The organism is Microbacterium hanjuni, from assembly GCF_043556395.1.
Taxonomy (GTDB): Bacteria; Actinomycetota; Actinomycetes; order Actinomycetales; family Microbacteriaceae; genus Microbacterium.
Genome location: NZ_JBIGIK010000001.1, coordinates 1,330,580 through 1,346,878 on the forward strand (window position 1 = coordinate 1,330,580; position 16,299 = coordinate 1,346,878).

Genomic DNA, 16,299 nt, shown 5'->3' on the forward strand with positions numbered 1-16,299 from the left:
AAGCACCAAAGATTCAGACTACGTCATTGCGGGCTCGCATCCAAACCGCGCGTGCTCAGCGCGCGGCGCCCGACTCCCGTCCGTCCGACCCTGCTCGACCGCGCCCGCCGGCAGCCCGCTCCGCGTGACCAGCAGGCTTCTTGGCCCGGGGCGGTGAGATCGGAGGGAGGTGAGGGATCTCGATCGGCCGCGTCGAACGGCTCTGCCCTCGACCGCTCGCCCCGCCGCCTCCGGCCCGGCTTTCGCCCATGCCGTCGTCTCCTGCTGACCTCATCGTCGCTCCGCTCGTTCCGGGGTGCTTCCAGGGTGCGCTTCACGGGCTCCCCCGCCAAGGGCCTTGACGAGCCCCCACCGGCCGGGCGGGGTGCCGCTCGCTGTCAACCCCGGTACCGCGATCGTCGCCGCCCGCTTCGCTGTTAACCACACCGACGAAAGGACCGTCATGTCAGACCGCATCACGCCGGCCGACGAGAACAGCGCGTCGAGCGCACCGTCCGACGCCGAGCCCGTCCGGATCGAGCTCGACGAAGAGGAGATCCGCGCCCTCGAGGAGAGCGACGACCTCGAGGAAGGGACCCGCGGACTGCTCTGACTCAGACGTCGTCGATACCCACCGAACGCGAGCACCGGGCGAGCTCCTCGCTCGTCAGTTCGAGATCGGAGGCCGCGGCGGAGTCGACGATCGACGCTGGGCGGCGTGCACCGGGGATCGGGATGACGACGTCGTCGAGCGCCAGCTCCCACGCCAGTACGACGCGCTGCGGGCTGACGTTGCGCTCCTTGGCGATATCGCCGAAGACGCCGAAGCGGTCACCCACGTTGCGCGCTCCCCCACCGGTGCCGCCCAGCGGGCTCCACGGCAGGAAGGCGACGCCGTGCTCGGCGCAATAGCGCAGCTCGTCGATGCTGCCGGGATGCTTCGGAGAGAACTCGTTCTGCACGCTCGCGAGGTTGCCCGCCCCGAGAACGCCCAGCGCGATCTCGATCTCCTCGACACTCGCGTTGGAGATGCCGACCGCGCGCACCTTGCCCTCCTCCAGCAGAGCGGAGAGGTTGTGCATGATCTCGCCGTAGACCATCCCGCGGTCGGGCCGGTGGTACTGGAAGAGGTCGAGCACCTCCACACCGAGGTTCTGCAGCGATGCCTCCACGGCCGCGCGCAGGTACGGCAGCGAACCGTCGCGGCCGCGCTCACCATCGGGGTGCAGCGTGATCCCGCCCTTGGTGGCGATGAAGATGTCGGATGCTGCGACGCCGGACGAACGGACGGCCTCGCCCACGATCTGCTCGTTGTGGCCCATCGCCTCGCCGTCGGGGGCGTAGATGTCTGCGGTGTCGATGAGGGTGACACCCGCATCCAGGGCGGCGTGGATCGTCGCGATGGCGTCGGTCCGTGACGGATAGATCTTGTCGTTGTTCATCGACAGGGGCATCGCACCCAGCCCGATCGCCGAGACTTCCCGGCCCGCCAGCATCCGCTTCTTCATCGCATCCCTCGGTTCCTGCGGCGGTCGCCGCGAGGTGACCGTAGCTGATCGGCACGTTGCTCGAAACCCCCTCGGTGTAGCGCTCCGATGCGACGAATGATGAGGCCACCCCCGTCCAAAGGAGCACACCATGTACTTCCACCTTCAGCAGTTCATCAACCCGATCGAGCAGGACGAGCCCGATCCCGCCGCAGCCAATGCCCTCCAGGAGGGTCTCGGCGGACAGTTCGGCGAGATGCGCACGATGATGCAGTACCTCTTCCAGAGCATCAACTTCCGTGGCCCCGAGGCGAAGCCGTACAAGGACCTCATCCAGGGCATCGGCACCGAGGAGATCTCGCACGTCGAGCTCATCGGTACGACGATCTCGCGCCTGCTCGACGGATCGCCGAACTACCACGGCAAGAAGAGCGACCCGGTCGACAAGCCCGGCGACGGCGGCGCGACGCCGCTGAGCATCGCGATGTCGGAGAGCAACATCCACCACTACCTCGTCGGCGCCCAGGGCGCCCTGCCGGTCGATGCGGCCGGCAACCCGTGGAACGGCAGCTGGGTCTACAACTCCGGCAACCTCGTGCTCGACCTGCTGTACAACCTCATGCTCGAATCCACCGGGCGTCTGCAGAAGTGCCGCCTGTACGAGATGACCGACAACAAGACGGCCCGCTCGACCATCTCGTACCTCATCGTGCGCGACCAGGCTCACGAGAACGCCTACGCCAAGGCGCTCGAGACGCTCGGGGTCAATTGGAAGACGTCGCTGCCGATCCCGAAGACCAACGCGGAGAAGTTCCCCGAGGTCAAGAAGCTCATCGAGCTGGGTCTGCAGAGCAAGCAGTTCTCGTTCGACCTCGGCAACCAGTCCGAGGCCGGCAAGATCTTCCAGGGCATGTCGCCCTCGAACGACGGCACCGACCTGCTGGCGACCGAGCAGGCGCCCGTCGGTTCCCCGATCACGATCGCTCCCGAGCGTCCGGAGGAGTTCTCCCCCGGCGCCGACAAGGACCTGCGCGCGCTGATCGAGGCGACCGCCGCGATGGAGATGGCCGACATCGAGATGACCTTCGGTGCGATGAAGAGCTGATTTACCCACCACGAAACGGCGGTCCGCCTCGACGGGCCGCCGTTTCTGTTGCCGTCTATGACGGCGCGCATCTGCGCGCCGTCTCGTCGTCGTTAGCGTGGCCTCGCGGCACCGCCCGACCCGAGCGGAGCTTTCCCGGATGGACGAAGGACAGCACGAATGAAGATCAACCGAACCGCGCTCCTCGGCGCCCTTACGGCAACGCTCCTCATTGCTACTGCCGGGTGCGCATCGTCGCAGGCCGCCACGAGCGAGGCGCCGACCGACGACAAGACCGACCTCAAGATCGGTTTCAACCCCGGTCCGTACCGCGAGATGTTCGAGGGCGGCATCCTTCCGATCCTGGAGGAGGACGGCTACTCGGTCGAGTCGACGGAGTTCACCGACGGCATCGTGGTGAACGTGGCCGTCGCGCAGAACGAGATCGACGCCAACATCATGCAGCACCCGGTCTACCTCGACTTCGTCAACGACAAAGAGGGCATCGACAATGCCCCGCTCGTGCAGATCCCGACGCCGCGGATGGCCCTGTTCGGCGGCAAGAAGACCTCGCTCGACGACGTCGCCGACGGCTCGACCGTCACCGTTCCCGACTCGCCGTCGAACCTCTACCGCGGTCTGCTCGTGCTGCGCGACGTGGGCTGGATCGACTTCGACGACGTCGAAGATCCCAACACCGTGACCCTCTCGATCATCACCGACAATCCCCACAACCTGAACATCACGCAGATCGAGAACGCGCAGCAGGTCCCGGCGCTGCAGGACGTCGACTACGCCACGATCCAGGGCAACTTCATCGTCGCGGGCGGCCTCGACTACGACGATGCCCTCGCGGTAGAAGACCAGCCGCTGGAGTTCTCCAACGTCGTCGCGGTGCGCGAGACCGACCTCGAGACCCCGTGGGCCGAGGCGATCAAGGCGGCGTACCAGTCGCCCGAGTTCATCGAATACATCACCTCGAACCCGCAGTACGACGGGTACCAGCTGCCGTCGTGGTTCGAGTGACCGCGTCCCCCGACGGGATCGTCTTCGACAACGTCTCCAAGGAGTTCGGCGGCAAGGCGGGGTCGACCTCGGCGTTGCGCGGCGTGTCCCTCGCCGTGCGACCCGGGTCGATCTACGGCGTCATCGGTTACAGCGGCGCCGGCAAGTCCACCCTGATCCGCATGGTCAACGGTCTCGAGCAACCCACCTCCGGGCATGTGCTCGTCGACGGGGTCGACATGGGCGCGTTGCGCGGGCGCGACCTGCGATCGGCCCAGCGGCGCACCGGGATGATCTTCCAGCAGTTCAACCTGCTCGAGACGGTCGGCGTCCGCGACAACGTCGCCATGCCGCTGCGCCTGGACGGCGTCGGCAAGGCGGAGGCCCACGCCCGTGCCGACGAGGTGCTCGACTTCGTCGGCCTCACCGAGAAGGCGAACAGCCACGCCTCCGAGCTCTCCGGCGGCCAGAAACAGCGGGTCGGCATCGCGCGCGCGCTCGCCCGCAACCCGAAGATCCTGCTGTCCGACGAGGCGACGAGCGCGCTCGATCCCTCCACGACGGCGCAGATCATCGAGCTGCTGCGCAGCATCAACGTCGAGTACGGCACGACGATCCTCGTCGTCACCCACGAGATGGATGTCATCAAGGACCTGGCCGACGAGGTCGCCGTGATGGCTGACGGGGAAGTCGTGGAGCAGGGCACGGTGCTGGACACCTTCCTTCACCCCACCGCGGCGATCACCCGCGACTTCGTCACGACGGTGGTCCCGCAGGGAGTTCCCGAGCGGGTGATCTCCCACGTCGGTGGGGACGGCCTCTGGCGTCTCCTGCTGCTCGACGAACAGGTCACGCAGCCGCTCGTGTCGCACCTCATCACCGATCTCGGGGTCACGGTCAACATGCTCCACGCCGACATGACCGACATCCGCAGCCACACGATCGGACAGATGATCGTGAAGGTCGACGGTGCGCCCGATCGCGTCGCCGCCGCCCGCTCCTACCTGGCCGAACGGGTCGTCAGCATCGAAGAGGTCGTGCGATGAACGGTGACCGCTGGACCCTCATCACCCCCGACATCTACCTGCGCGCGGTCGGCGAGACGCTGCAGATGCTGGGCTTCGCCCTCGTGTTCGGCTCGCTCCTCGGCATCGCGATCGGCACGCTCCTCGCCCTGACGCGACCGGGCGGCATCCTGCAGAACCGCTTCGTCGCACTGGTTCTGGGGACCCTCGTGAACATCGTGCGCTCGCTGCCGTTCATCGTGCTGCTGGTGGCGATCCTGCCCTTCACCCGTCTGCTGGTGGGCACGAGCATCGGGGTCTGGGCGGCCATCGTGCCCCTCACGGTCATGATCGCGCCCTACATCGGCCGCCTGGTGGAGAATTCGCTGCTCGAGGTGCCGCGCGGGGTCATCGAGGCTGCCCGTTCGATGGGCGCCTCGCCGTGGCAGATCTTCTGGCGCTTCCTGCTCCCCGAAGCCCGCAGTTCGTTGATCCTGGCCATCACGATCGCCACGGTGGGCCTCATCGATGCGACCGCCGTCGCGGGAACGGTCGGCGCCGGCGGTATCGGTGACCTGGCGCTCTCGTACGGCTACCAGCGCTACGACGGATTCGCCATGGTGATCACCGTGGTGACCCTCATCGTGCTCGTGCAGGGCATCCAGATGATCGGCACCTCGGTCGCCCGACGTTATCGGCGGCGGTGATCGTGAGCAACTTTCCGCCTGCGGACCGGGTGAAGAGCCTCCCGCCCAACTTCTGGGGGGCGATGGATCTCGAGATCGCCCGGCTCTCGGCGCTGCCCGGCCCCCGGATGATCGACGTCTCGAAGGGCAACCCCGACCTGCCCACCCCCGCGCACATCGTCGCTGCGATGCAGCGCGCCGTCGCCGATCCGGTGAACCACCGCTATCCCTCCTACGCGGGCCGCCCCGCCGTCCGTGACGCGATCGCGACGCGCTATCACCAGGACCACGGGGTCACGATCGACCCCGCCACCGAGGTGGCGATCTTCCACGGCTCGCACGAGGCGCTCATGGCCGCCGTCATGGCGATCGCGAACCCCGGCTCGACCGTCGTCGCCCCCGACCCGGGCTACCCGGCGTACGGCTCCGCGATCGATCTCGCCGGGGCCGAGCTGGCGGTGCTGCCGCTGCACGAGCCGGAGTACCAGCCCGACTTCGCCGCGCTCGACGGCCTGGCGCAAGCGAGCGTGCTGCTGCTCAACTACCCGCACAATCCCACCGGCGCCCTCGCATCGCCGGCGACGTTGGAGGGAGCTCTCGCGTTCTCCCGGCGCACCGGTGCCGCGTTCGTACACGACTTCGCCTACGCCTCACTCGGTTTCGACGGGCGCCGCCCGCTCTCGGCGCTGACCTTCGATCGGCAGCTCGAGCGCACGGTCGAACTGCAGACGCTCTCGAAGACCTACAGCATGGCGGGATGGCGGTTCGGTTTCGCCGCGGGCAACGCCTCGATCATCGCGGCCATGAAGCGCTACCAGGTGCACGCTTTCAGCACCATGTTCGGGGCGACACAGGATGCTGCCGCCGCAGCGCTCGCGGGAGACCAGTCCGCAGCATCCGCCCTCGTCGAGGTGTACCAGAAGCGCCGCGACCTCGTCGTGGTGGGCCTCCGCCGCGGCGGGTGGGACGTGATCGAGCCCGCCGGCACCTTCTTCGTGTGGGTCCGGCTGCCGGCTGATGAGCCGGCCGTCGCGTTCGCGGCCCGGTTGCGCGAGGAGCAGCGGGTCGCCGTCGCGCCCGGCGACGGTTTCGGACCACGGGGGCGCGGGCACTTCCGCATCGGCCTCGTTCACGACGATGCCACTCTGCACGAGCTGGTCGAGCGACTCGATGCCTTCGCGCGCCGGGCGACCTCGGAGCCGCGCACCGTTTGACGGTGGCACGGGGCGGTGTCAAGGCCCTCCTCCCAGGTACGGACCAGGACGCACCCTATGCAGGTGCATGAGGCGACTGACCGCTCCGTTATCGGAGGCCACGCGTCGGCGATGACCGTCGGTGCGAAGCGGCCTCAGCGGGAGGCCTCGCATGGTTGAGCAGCTGCAGGTACGCGCGCAGGGTGTCGATGCCGTGGCCGCGGTGTGGCACCGCTTCGCTCCCTCGGCGCGGCTGCACCGCATGGACCCGGATGATTTCTCGCTCGAGTGGTCGTCGTTCTCGATGCCCGACTTCACGGTCGTGAGCTGCGAGCTCACCGCCGAGGTGCAGTGCACGATCGAGGAGCACGAACAGCTGCTGGCCTGCCGGGTATCGGCGCGCGGGGCCTCGGTGAGCTCCGCCGGGCGAACCGTGGACGCCTCGCTGCCCTGGCTGTCGGCAGCCGGTGCCACCGCCACGGCCCGATGGTCGGGCAAGAGCCGGGTGCACGCGTTCCTGTTCGATCGCGCGGCCGCCGAACGTCAGGCGCGAGCCATGACGGGCGATGACCGCTTCGTGCTGCGCACCCCCGACCCGGCGCCCGTCAGCGCGGAGGCCGGCCGCCGGTGGGAGAGTTCCCACCGGTATCTCAACACCTCCCTCACCGCCTACGGCGAGAGCGAGATCCTCGATCACGAGCTGCGCCGCCACGCCCTGTGGAGCACCCTGACGACTTTTCACACCTCGTTCCTCGAGGCCGTCCAGCACACCCATCAGAGCAGGCCCGCCCCCGCTGCGCTGCGGCGAGCGACGGCGTTCATCGACGACCACGCGCACGAGCCCATCTCGCTCGCCGCCGTCGCCGAGGCCGCCGGGATGTCACCCCGCGGACTGCAACTGGCGTTCCGCCGTGAGCTCGACCTCACGCCGCGCGAGTATCTCCGCCAGGTGCGGTTGGCGGGAGCACACAAGGACCTGCAGAACGATCCGACCCCCGGGGTGGGACGGATCGCGCTGCGCTGGGGTTTCACGAATCCCTCGCGCTTCGCCGCGTACTACCGCGCCGCCTACGGCGTCTACCCGCACGCCACCGCGCGCTCCACCTGATCGATCGCGCGCGAACCCGGCCGGTGCGCACCCCGGCTGTGTGATGCGCGTCGAGGATGCCCTGCGGGGGCCGAACACAGATAACCGTCAAGCTGAAGGGTGCGGGATTCATCCCGCGGAGGAGAAACATGGGAAAGTTCGTCTACGAGAACAGCTTGCGTGTTGATTTCGACGACCGCGTTCTCGCCCACCTGCAGGTGGTCATCGGCAACAAGCTGCGGCGCAATGAGCCGTTCTATTTCGCGTGGAAGGACGACGCGAGCCTGGGCGGCGGCCGCACGATCGTATGGGTCCACTCGCAGGCATCCTTGGTCTTCAAGTTCCACGGGGGTCGCCAGCCGATCCTGAACCGCGCCTGGCTCGACGCACTGATGTTCACCGCGAACGCGCCCACCGGGCTGTACGTCGTGCCCGAACCCCCCGACGACACGTCGTCGGCCGATTACGTCTGATCGCGCCTCCCGCCCGATCTGAGCGGGTCACGCCTCGAGCGGCGGGGAGCCCGCTCCCCGTGTGCGGTGCGCGATCGCGTCGACCACCTCGGCGAGCGCTGCGGTGGCCGATATCTCGGGCACCCATCCCAGCAGGTCCCTGGCACGCGCGGTGGACATCACCGGCACCTGCGTGCCGATGTCGACCCACCCCGCATCGGTCGCCTGCAGCCGCAGCCGCCAGGTGAGTTCCACCAACAGCCGAGCGGCGCGTGCTCGCACCGGCACCCAGCGCTTCGCGCCGATCGTCCGGGCGATGAGCGCGGGGTCGAGCACGGGCTCGGCGGCGATGTTGAACGCCCCTGCCGCGCGCCGCTCGACGATGCGCCAGAACGCGTCGGCGAGGTCGTCGGCGTGCACGGCCTGGAAGATGCCCTGGCTCGGGAACGGCAGCACCCGCGGACGCCATACCCGCAGAATCCCCACGGGGATGAGCCGGCCGAGGAAGAGCGCCGCCTGTTCGGCGCCGGCATCGGCCTGGAAGACGAGTCCTGGGCGCACGCGGGTGACCACGACACCGGGCATCTCCGCCTCGAAGCGGTCGAGCGCGCGTTCGTTCGCGGCCTTGTACCGCGAATAGTGCGCGGTCGCGATGCCTCCGGTCGGCCAGGATTCATCGATGCGCCGACGCTTGGGTCCGAAGCTGTAGGCCCCGACGGAGGACGCCACGACGACATGCGGCACGGATGCTGCCGCCACAGCGGCGAGCACGCGCGCCGTGCCGCCGACGTTGGTCGCTCGCATCGCGGCCTCGTCGTGATTGGGCTGCAGTGCCCACGCGAGGTGGATGACAGCGTCGGCCCCCGCGAAGACCTCGGCGAGCGCCGTCTCGGTCCCGGAGCGCGCGATGTCGATCTCGACCCACGCCACCCCCGCGTAGGGGGCGACGGTCGGGTCGGGCGCGCGTCGAGACACACCGACGATCTGCAGCGCGTCTCCGGCGGCACGGCTTTCGGACGCCGTGTGTAGCCGCCGCAGCACGGCCGATCCGACGTTGCCGCTCGCGCCGACGATGACGACCCTCACGCGGCCGCTCCTCGGCGGGCGGGGGCACATGCGGTCGAGGGTGCTGAGGTGGGTGCCATGGCCCCGACGTTAGGTCGCGCGCCCGCGGGGCGAACGGGCATCGACGCGGGGCGGATCGGATGCTAGCGCGCGGGCGCGCTCACGGCTTGCCGGGCGCGTCGGGACCGCCCTTCGCCGCCTTCTCCGCATCCCTGGCCGCCTGCTCTGCAACCTGCTCAGCCGCCTTCTGGGCTTTCTCGGCAGCGCGTGCGCGCTCCTCCTCGGCCTTGCGATCCTCCTCGGCTGTCGCCGGCGGAGCTTGCTCTTCCACGACCGGAGCGGTGTCGGAATCTTCGACGGGCACGACCCCCGACTCGTCCTCGCCTTCGTCGCCGTCGTCCTCGCCCGCGTCGTCGGGTGTCGGTTCAGTAACCGCGGGCTCGGTGGCGGCGGGGGCGGAGGGCGTGGGGTCGGAGCTGGGTTCGGTGACCACGGTCGCGGCCGGTGCGGGCACGCCGCCTCCCGACCCGAGCAGCCAGAAGCCCGCGATGAGCACCGCGGCGACCGCGAAAGCCGCCCCGGCGATGACCGCGGCGCGCCTCGTTCCTCGGCGCGGGCGCTGCCGGTCGCGCACCGGCGTCGACGCAGCAGCGGCGACCGCAGCGAGGCGGGTGGGCTCACCCTCGACTCCCGCGAAAGCGAGGGTGGGCGCAGCATCCATCACCATCGTCGGCGCCGGAGGCAGCGGCGGAAGGGGCAGCGGCGGGGAGGGGCGCGCGTCGACGGGCAGGGCGGAGATCTCGGTCGCCACCTCGAGCGCCGTGGGGCGGTCGGCCGGATCGAGCGCCGTCATGCGTCGGAGCAGCGCGGCCCACGCCGGATCGACCGAGTCGGGCACGGCCGGTGAGGCGTGCACCCGGGCGACGAGCGCTTCGACGCCCGCGGACTGCGCGAAGGCCCGTTCACCGGTGAGGGACTCGAGCAGAAGCAGTCCGAGGGCGTAGACGTCGGCGGGCGGTGCCGGGGGCGCGCCGGTCACCTGTTCGGGGGCGAGGTACGCCGCCGTCCCGACCACGGTGCCGGGGGTGGTGAGCCGCGTGCTGTCCACGAGGTAGGCGATGCCGAAGTCCGCGAGCCGCGCCCGGTACTTCCGCCCCGGCAGGTCGGTGGCCGACAGCAGCACGTTCGACGGTTTGACGTCGCGGTGAACGATGCCGGCGGCGTGCACGACGTGCAGCGCTTCGGCCAGATCGAGCGCCAGGTGCGCGACATCTCGCTCGCCCAGCGCCCCGCCGTCGAGCCAGGCGCTCAAGGTCGGGCCGTCGACGAGTTCCATGACGAGGTAGCTCGTCTTACCGGGCGCGATGCTCGCGTCGAAGAGCGTGACGAGAGAAGGGTGGCTGAGCGAAGCGAGGACGGCCATCTCTCCGCGCGCCCGCTCGAGGGCGCCGGCGTTCTCCACCCCGGCGCGCATGAGCTTGATCGCCACAGCGCGCCCCAGCGCGACGTCGTACCCGCGGTGCACGCGCGCCATTCCGCCTTCGCCGATGCAGACGCCCAGTTGATAGCGCCCCCCGAGGAGCTCCTCGGTGGAGGAGTCGTCGTCCGTGGGCATGGTGGCGCCTTTCCCGCGCGCTTCGGAAGGCGCCGCGTGATCGAGGGTACTCACCCCTCCTGCTCGGAATGACGCCCTTGACGACGATGCCGCCGCGCGCTTGCTGTTCCCCTGTCACGAAGTGCGGGTCGCACCCGCAGTTCGTGACAGGGGAACAGCAGACAACAGCCTCAGGGACGTGTGACGCACGGTGTGCGAGAATGTGATTGACACGTCAAGCGAAGGGACGCCATGGCATCCGAGAGAGCGAACACCCGCTCGAGGAAGTCGCCCACCCCCGACGAGTTGCGGGCGTGGCGGTCGTTCATCGAGACGTCCGAGCTGGTGAAGAACCAGATCGCCGTGGAGCTGCAGGGCGATTCCGACCTGTCGATGGGCGACTATGTCGTGATGCTGGCCCTGTTCGAGCACCCGGCGAAGTGCATGCGCTCATCGCAGCTCGCCGAGCACATCAGCTGGGAACGCAGCCGCCTCTCCCACCACCTGGGCCGCATGGAGCGGCGAGGACTGGTGACGCGCGAGACGGCCGCCGATGACAGCCGGGGCGCGGTGATCGCGCTGACCGAGGCCGGCGGGCGCCGGTTCCGGAAGGCCTCGCCCGCCCACATGCACTCCGTATACGACACCTTCGTCGCCGCGCTGAGCGACGAGCAACTGCGCGCGGTCGAAGACGCGATGCGCGCTCTGGCCGAGCACCTCGCCGACCGCGAGCCGCAGGGCGGCGAGCTCAGCGCCCTGCCCCCCGAGCGTGGTGCGGCCGACCTTCTGGGTGCACTGGTGTCGAGCCACGCGGCGCCCGAGGAGAGCGACCCGGCGCGCGACCCGGTCGCCTAGGGCGTCTCGCACGCCCGTTTCACGCGGCGGAGTCGGACCGCTCGTCCAAGACGCCGTCGATCTCTGCGGCGGTGAGGTTGGCGCCGAAGAGCGAGCTCCCGGGCTGCAGCCGTACACCGGCGTCCAGATCGCCGACGCGCACCGGGTCGAAACCCACCGCGTCGATGATCTCGGCCACGGCTGCGAGGTCGCCCGCGTCGTCACCGGCGAGGGCGATGGCCTTGCGGCCCGCACCGCCTTCGGGGCGGGCGCCCGCGTCGAGGTCGTGGTAGCCCATGTGGTTGAACGCCTTCACCACGCGCGAGGCCGCCAGGTGGTCCTGAACGAGGCGCGACGTCGAAACGGTCGGGTCGTTCAGTTCGGGGCGGATCCCGTCGACCTCCCACCAGTAGTTCATCGCGTCGATTACGAGCTTTCCCGCCAGCATCCGCGGGTCGAGCGTCGGAAACCGCCCGAGCGGCAGCGCCAGAAGGACGGTGTCCGCGGCGGCGACCGCATCGGCCGCCGACGTGACCACCGCCCCGGGGGCCAGCACCTCGATCGTGAGCGCGATCTTCGCGGGGTCACCCGAACCGGCGATGTACACGCGGTAGCCCGCGGCCACGGCCAGCCGCGCGAGCACGGTGCCGACCTTGCCCGCGCCGAGGATGGCGAGGGCTCCTCGGGTCTGCGCCATCAGTTGCTCTGCGCCAGCAGGTCTTTGACCATCGGCACGACGGTGGTGCCGTACAGCTCGACGGCTTTCAGTCGGGCCGAGGCGGGCGTGGAGCCCTGCGAATAGATGAGGTCGAAACGACCGGCGCCGAGGGCGCGGATCGCGTCCGCCATGCGCCGTGCCACCGTCTCGGGCGAACCGACGTACATCGAACCGTGCAGTACTTCGTTCTCGAAGTCCTCGCGACGGATCGGCGGCCAGCCCCGGTCGGATCCGATGCGGTCGTGCATGACCTTGTAGTGGGGCCAGAAGATCTCCTTGGCCTCCTCGTCGGTGTCGGCGACGAAACCGGGCGAGTGCATGCCCACGGGGTGCACCGGGGTGCCGAACTGCTCCGCCGCGCGGCGGTAGAGGTCGACGTACGGCGCGAAGCGGGCGGGCGCGCCCCCGATGATGGCGAGCATCATGGGGAAGCCGTATTTCGCGGCACGGATGACCGACTCCGGCGATCCGCCGACGCCGACCCAGGTGGAGAGGCGCCCTGCTTCGGTCTTCGGGAACACGTCGATGCCGTCGATCGCGGGGCGGGTCGTGCCCGACCACGTCACGGGCTGCTCTTTCAGCAGCTCGGAGAAGAGCTGGATCTTCTCCTCGAAGAGCACGTTGTACTCCGACAGGTCGTAGCCGAACAGCGGGAACGACTCGGTGAAGGAGCCGCGACCGAGGATGACCTCAGCGCGCCCGTGCGAGAGGGCGTCGACGGTGGCGAAGCGCTGGAAGACGCGCACCGGGTCGTCGGAGCTGAGAACGGTCACGCCGGAGGACAAGCGGATGCGAGAAGTGCGGGTCGCGATGCCGGCCAGCACCGTCTCGGGGCTCGAGATGGAGTATTCGGGGCGGTGGTGTTCACCGAGCGCGATGACGTCGATGCCCAACTCGTCGGCGAGGATCGCCTCGGCCAGAACCTGCCGAATGGCCTCACCGTGGGTGGCGAGCACCCCGGCGTCCGTTTGCGGCACATCTCCGAACGTGTCCAGACCGAACTCGACGTTGTCCATCGTGACTGACCCCTTCCGCGTCTCCCCGTTAGTTGACGCATCAATTACGTTACCGCAGGACGCGGGGTTCCGGGCCCGAAACGGGCTGCCGCACAGCATCCGCCATGATGGGAGACGCATCATCACAGACGGGGGGCCGCAGTGACGACGAAGGACCAGGGTGCGAGCGGGCTGTCGGGGCTCGACGAGCTGATGTACGAGCCCGATGGAGCCGGCGACGAGCCGCGCGATCCGGGTCGGCGCCGCTCGGGTCGGCGCATCGGGCTCATCGTGGCGGCGGTCGTCCTCGTGATCGTCCTGGGAGTCCCCGCGGCCTACGTCGGCTGGGCTGTGACGGCTCCGCTGGCCCCGCCCGTCGCGAGCTCGCAGGCACCGGATTTCACCCCTGCCACCGCCGCCGCCATCACCCTCTCCCCCGAGGGCTCCTCCGCACTCAGCGTCATCGGCGGCGCGGCCTATCTCGGACCGGACGGACTCTCCGCGACGAGCGGATCCGATGAGGCTCGACCGATCGCCAGCATCAGCAAGCTCATCACCGCACTGGTGGTGCTCGACGCGAAGCCGCTCGCGGGCCCCGACGACCCCGGACCGACGATCACCTTCGACAAGGCCGACCACGATCTCTACGACCAGTACTACGTGCAGGGCGCGACCGTGGCTGCGATGCCCACCGGGAGCTTCATGACGGAACGCGACGCTCTCGCCACGATGCTCATCCCCTCGGCGAGCAACTACGCCGACGCCGTCTCGACCTGGGCTTTCGGCTCACCGGGCGCCTTCGTCTCTGCGGCCCGCCGGTGGCTCACCGCGCAAGGGCTCACCGCCACGACGATCGTCGAGCCCACCGGGATCAGTCGTCGGAACACCTCCACCCCGGCCGACGTCATGACGATCGGCAAGCTGGCCGCCGCCAACCCGACGATCGCGAAGCTCGCCGCCACCCCGACGCTCTCCCTCCCGATCTTCGGAACGCTCTCGAACACGAACGACCTGCTCGGACGAAGCGGAGTCACGGGACTCAAGACCGGAAACCTCGGTGAGGGCAGCTACAACCTGCTCTACACCGCGACGGTCGACGTCGGCATCGGCGAGCCGCTCAGCGTGACCGGTGTGATCCTCGGCGGGTCGTCCCGGCAATCGGTCGACGCCACGGTGCTCGCGCAACTCGACAGCATCCGCGCCGGCTTCCATTCCGTCTCGCTCGCGACTGCCGGGCAGGTCGTCGGTTCGTACGCCACGGCGTGGGGGGCGAGCGCGGAACTGGTCGTCGCCGACAGCGCCTCGATCCTCACGTGGTCGGACACCGCGATCACGATGACGATGGATGTCTCCGATCCGGCGGATTACAGAGACGGCGAGGTGGTCGGCAGCATCACCTGGACCGCGGGCTCCCAGACGGCGACCGCGCCGCTGGAGGTCAGGGGAAGCATCGAGCAGCCCACCCAGTGGTGGCGCCTCACCCACCCCGGAGAGCTCGGCGGATAGGCCTCGTGAAACGAACGAACCCCCGGGATCGGCGTGATTCCGGGGGTGAATGTAGCGGGAGCGGGGCTTGAACCCGCGACCTCACGATTATGAGTCGTGCGCTCTCACCAACTGAGCTACCCCGCCGCGCAGCATCCTGGTGGTGGAACGGATGCTTCGAGCCCCGAGACAGGTTTGAACTGTCGACCCCTTCCTTACCATGGAAGTGCTCTACCACTGAGCTATCGGGGCGTACCCGGGCGAGCCCGGGCAACTAGACGAGAATACCAGAGCCGCGGCCCCGCAGAAAACGCGAGTCAGCCTCCGGCGTGTGCGCGCAGCCACGGGATCGGGTCGATCGGCGTCGTACCGCCCGCGAGGATCTCCACGTGCGTGTGCGCACCGAACGAGCGTCCGGTGTTGCCGGTCTTGCCGATCACGGTGCCGACGGTGACGTGATCGCCGGGCTTCACGCGGAGCGAGCCGTACTGCATGTGGCCGTACCGGCTCGAGACGAGCTCGCCGTCGATCACGTGGTCGATCAGCACGGTGACGCCGAACGCTCCACCCGACTCCGTGGCGATGCGCACGGTGCCGTCGGCGATCGCCTGCACGGGAGCCCCGGCACCCGGCACGAAGTCGACACCCTCGTGCATCGTGCCCGAGCGCATGCCGAACCCGTAGGTGATCGGCACGCCGACAGCGAAGGGCCATTGGATCGGCGCGGTGGGGTCGTTGGTGAAGAAGCTCGAGAAGTTCTGGATGCCGGAATCGGCGGCGATCTGAGCGAGACTCATGGTCTCGTAATCGTCGGTGCGCTCGATCGTGCCGCTCTGCACGTCGGCGGGCGCGACGTACGCCTGGATCTCGTCGGGGTCGGCCGAGACGTCGGAGCCGGCGAGGATGTTGGTGGTCTTCGCGGCCGCATCCGTTCCCTGCGCGGCGGCCACGGCGCTCACCGGGGTGGTCATCCCGACAGCGAGCAGCCCGACGACACCGAACACGCCGATCGAGAACGAGGCGGTCGCGACGCGGCGCAACGTGAAGCGCCGGTGGCGGGGGGCGTGGGTGAGCGGATGCTGCGACGCGGCATCGGCGTCGTCCTCGCTCGCGCGGGCCGTGGCCGCGACCTGGATGGGCGTCTCGCCCGTGAAAGCGAAGAGGCGTGCTGCGGCCTCGAATTCGTCGAGCTCCTCCTGCGACGGGAGGTGCAGAAGGGTCTCCTGGGCGACGGGCTCGTCTGCGTCCTCGGCGGGCACGTAGAGCTCGGACACCTCGGGGGCCTCGGCCACCGGCGTCGCCGGGCGGGCCCGCACGCGCCGCGCAGCTGCGGGCAGAACCAGCGCCTCGGGCGCGAGCTCCGGGAGGGTGGCGAGGTCGGCGGCTTCCTCGGGGGCGGCGGTCGCAGCATCCGTCGACGTCTCCGGCGCCACCGCGGCCTGTGCGCGACGGCGCAGCTCGGCCCGGGTCAGCGGGCGTCCCGCCTCGGCGGGCGCAGCGAGAGGTCGGGCCGACCGCCGTGTGGGGGCAGACTCGGCCTCAGGAGTGTAGGTCAACGCGCAGAGTGCTCTCGGGTCGTGTCGCGGGCGCGACAATTACGGGCTGTTCGGGCGTCCCCACCGTTCGGGCGG

At 69.4% G+C, this 16,299-nt stretch carries 16 protein-coding genes and 2 tRNA genes; 10 read left to right on the forward strand and 8 right to left on the reverse strand.

The window, feature by feature from the left end:
* The first annotated feature begins 442 nt into the window (after nt 1-442).
* A complete protein-coding gene (locus tag ACFXP5_RS06515; protein WP_394543991.1) occupies nt 443-592 on the forward strand; it encodes a hypothetical protein in 150 nt (49 codons plus the stop codon).
* A 1-nt stretch (nt 593) separates the two neighbouring features.
* Here the strand turns inward: ACFXP5_RS06515 and ACFXP5_RS06520 are convergent, their stop codons facing one another.
* The gene (locus tag ACFXP5_RS06520) at nt 594-1,487 is read right to left on the reverse strand and encodes an aldo/keto reductase (protein ID WP_394543992.1); all 894 of its coding nucleotides are present in this window, start codon (nt 1,485-1,487) and stop codon (nt 594-596) included.
* 130 nt (nt 1,488-1,617) lie between these two features.
* Between ACFXP5_RS06520 and ACFXP5_RS06525 the strand changes: the two genes are divergently transcribed.
* The 7 genes from ACFXP5_RS06525 (at nt 1,618) to ACFXP5_RS06555 (ending at nt 7,998) form a co-directional block, all read left to right on the forward strand.
* Nucleotides 1,618-2,571: a manganese catalase family protein gene (locus ACFXP5_RS06525; protein ID WP_394543993.1), complete on the forward strand. Its 954-nt coding sequence runs from the start codon at nt 1,618-1,620 to the stop codon at nt 2,569-2,571.
* A 159-nt stretch (nt 2,572-2,730) separates the two neighbouring features.
* Nucleotides 2,731-3,576, forward strand: a complete 846-nt coding sequence (locus tag ACFXP5_RS06530; RefSeq protein ID WP_394543994.1) for a MetQ/NlpA family ABC transporter substrate-binding protein — start codon at nt 2,731-2,733, stop codon at nt 3,574-3,576.
* Nucleotides 3,573-4,601: a methionine ABC transporter ATP-binding protein gene (locus ACFXP5_RS06535; RefSeq protein ID WP_394543995.1), complete on the forward strand. Its 1,029-nt coding sequence runs from the start codon at nt 3,573-3,575 to the stop codon at nt 4,599-4,601. The genes ACFXP5_RS06530 and ACFXP5_RS06535 overlap by 4 nt, the downstream gene beginning before the upstream one ends.
* Nucleotides 4,598-5,266 (forward strand): methionine ABC transporter permease, encoded by a 669-nt coding sequence (locus ACFXP5_RS06540; RefSeq protein WP_394529436.1) that lies wholly within the window; start codon nt 4,598-4,600, stop codon nt 5,264-5,266. Before ACFXP5_RS06535 ends, ACFXP5_RS06540 begins: the two co-directional genes overlap by 4 nt.
* A gap of 2 nt (nt 5,267-5,268) precedes the next feature.
* Complete coding sequence (locus tag ACFXP5_RS06545) at nt 5,269-6,459, forward strand: aminotransferase class I/II-fold pyridoxal phosphate-dependent enzyme (RefSeq protein ID WP_394543997.1); 1,191 nt, start codon at nt 5,269-5,271, stop codon at nt 6,457-6,459.
* Nucleotides 6,460-6,610: 151 nt separating this feature from the next.
* Nucleotides 6,611-7,546: an AraC family transcriptional regulator gene (locus tag ACFXP5_RS06550; RefSeq protein WP_394543999.1), complete on the forward strand. Its 936-nt coding sequence runs from the start codon at nt 6,611-6,613 to the stop codon at nt 7,544-7,546.
* Between the two features lie 128 nt (nt 7,547-7,674).
* Nucleotides 7,675-7,998, forward strand: a complete 324-nt coding sequence (locus ACFXP5_RS06555; protein WP_394544001.1) for a DUF7882 family protein — start codon at nt 7,675-7,677, stop codon at nt 7,996-7,998.
* A gap of 27 nt (nt 7,999-8,025) precedes the next feature.
* Here the strand turns inward: ACFXP5_RS06555 and ACFXP5_RS06560 are convergent, their stop codons facing one another.
* The gene (locus ACFXP5_RS06560) at nt 8,026-9,063 is read right to left on the reverse strand and encodes an NAD-dependent epimerase/dehydratase family protein (protein WP_394544002.1); all 1,038 of its coding nucleotides are present in this window, start codon (nt 9,061-9,063) and stop codon (nt 8,026-8,028) included.
* A gap of 139 nt (nt 9,064-9,202) precedes the next feature.
* Nucleotides 9,203-10,657, reverse strand: coding sequence for a serine/threonine-protein kinase (locus tag ACFXP5_RS06565; RefSeq protein ID WP_394544003.1), 1,455 nt, complete (start codon nt 10,655-10,657; stop codon nt 9,203-9,205).
* A gap of 231 nt (nt 10,658-10,888) precedes the next feature.
* On the opposite strand from ACFXP5_RS06565, the gene ACFXP5_RS06570 reads away from it, so the two are divergent.
* Nucleotides 10,889-11,491 (forward strand): MarR family winged helix-turn-helix transcriptional regulator, encoded by a 603-nt coding sequence (locus ACFXP5_RS06570; RefSeq protein ID WP_394544004.1) that lies wholly within the window; start codon nt 10,889-10,891, stop codon nt 11,489-11,491.
* 19 nt (nt 11,492-11,510) lie between these two features.
* On the opposite strand, the gene ACFXP5_RS06575 is transcribed toward ACFXP5_RS06570, so the two are convergent.
* Together ACFXP5_RS06575 and ACFXP5_RS06580 are read right to left on the reverse strand one after the other, a co-directional pair.
* Nucleotides 11,511-12,167: an NADPH-dependent F420 reductase gene (locus ACFXP5_RS06575; RefSeq protein WP_394544005.1), complete on the reverse strand. Its 657-nt coding sequence runs from the start codon at nt 12,165-12,167 to the stop codon at nt 11,511-11,513.
* Entirely contained in the window at nt 12,167-13,204 is a 1,038-nt protein-coding gene (locus ACFXP5_RS06580) for an LLM class flavin-dependent oxidoreductase (protein WP_394529444.1), read from the reverse strand. Before ACFXP5_RS06580 ends, ACFXP5_RS06575 begins: the two co-directional genes overlap by 1 nt.
* A gap of 141 nt (nt 13,205-13,345) precedes the next feature.
* On the opposite strand from ACFXP5_RS06580, the gene ACFXP5_RS06585 reads away from it, so the two are divergent.
* The gene (locus tag ACFXP5_RS06585; protein WP_394544006.1) at nt 13,346-14,689 is read left to right on the forward strand and encodes a D-alanyl-D-alanine carboxypeptidase family protein; all 1,344 of its coding nucleotides are present in this window, start codon (nt 13,346-13,348) and stop codon (nt 14,687-14,689) included.
* A gap of 52 nt (nt 14,690-14,741) precedes the next feature.
* Here the strand turns inward: ACFXP5_RS06585 and ACFXP5_RS06590 are convergent.
* The 3 genes from ACFXP5_RS06590 to ACFXP5_RS06600 all read right to left on the reverse strand — a co-directional run bounded on the left by ACFXP5_RS06590 (nt 14,742) and on the right by ACFXP5_RS06600 (nt 16,224).
* Nucleotides 14,742-14,815: transfer RNA gene (locus ACFXP5_RS06590), tRNA-Met, on the reverse strand.
* A 33-nt stretch (nt 14,816-14,848) separates the two neighbouring features.
* Nucleotides 14,849-14,920 (reverse strand) — tRNA-Thr (locus ACFXP5_RS06595).
* 65 nt (nt 14,921-14,985) lie between these two features.
* Nucleotides 14,986-16,224 (reverse strand): M23 family metallopeptidase, encoded by a 1,239-nt coding sequence (locus tag ACFXP5_RS06600; RefSeq protein ID WP_394544007.1) that lies wholly within the window; start codon nt 16,222-16,224, stop codon nt 14,986-14,988.
* Nucleotides 16,225-16,299: the final 75 nt, after the last annotated feature.

Coding starts and splice junctions, on each gene's coding strand:
- ACFXP5_RS06540 (WP_394529436.1), top strand. CDS start 4,598: ATGAACGGTGACCGCTGGACCCTCATCACCCCCGACATCTACCTGCGC.
- ACFXP5_RS06550 (WP_394543999.1), top strand. CDS start 6,611: ATGGTTGAGCAGCTGCAGGTACGCGCGCAGGGTGTCGATGCCGTGGCC.
- ACFXP5_RS06520 (WP_394543992.1), bottom strand. CDS start 1,487: ATGAAGAAGCGGATGCTGGCGGGCCGGGAAGTCTCGGCGATCGGGCTG.
- ACFXP5_RS06515 (WP_394543991.1), top strand. CDS start 443: ATGTCAGACCGCATCACGCCGGCCGACGAGAACAGCGCGTCGAGCGCA.
- ACFXP5_RS06525 (WP_394543993.1), top strand. CDS start 1,618: ATGTACTTCCACCTTCAGCAGTTCATCAACCCGATCGAGCAGGACGAG.
- ACFXP5_RS06570 (WP_394544004.1), top strand. CDS start 10,889: ATGGCATCCGAGAGAGCGAACACCCGCTCGAGGAAGTCGCCCACCCCC.
- ACFXP5_RS06565 (WP_394544003.1), bottom strand. CDS start 10,657: ATGCCCACGGACGACGACTCCTCCACCGAGGAGCTCCTCGGGGGGCGC.
- ACFXP5_RS06555 (WP_394544001.1), top strand. CDS start 7,675: ATGGGAAAGTTCGTCTACGAGAACAGCTTGCGTGTTGATTTCGACGAC.
- ACFXP5_RS06530 (WP_394543994.1), top strand. CDS start 2,731: ATGAAGATCAACCGAACCGCGCTCCTCGGCGCCCTTACGGCAACGCTC.
- ACFXP5_RS06580 (WP_394529444.1), bottom strand. CDS start 13,204: ATGGACAACGTCGAGTTCGGTCTGGACACGTTCGGAGATGTGCCGCAA.
- ACFXP5_RS06575 (WP_394544005.1), bottom strand. CDS start 12,167: ATGGCGCAGACCCGAGGAGCCCTCGCCATCCTCGGCGCGGGCAAGGTC.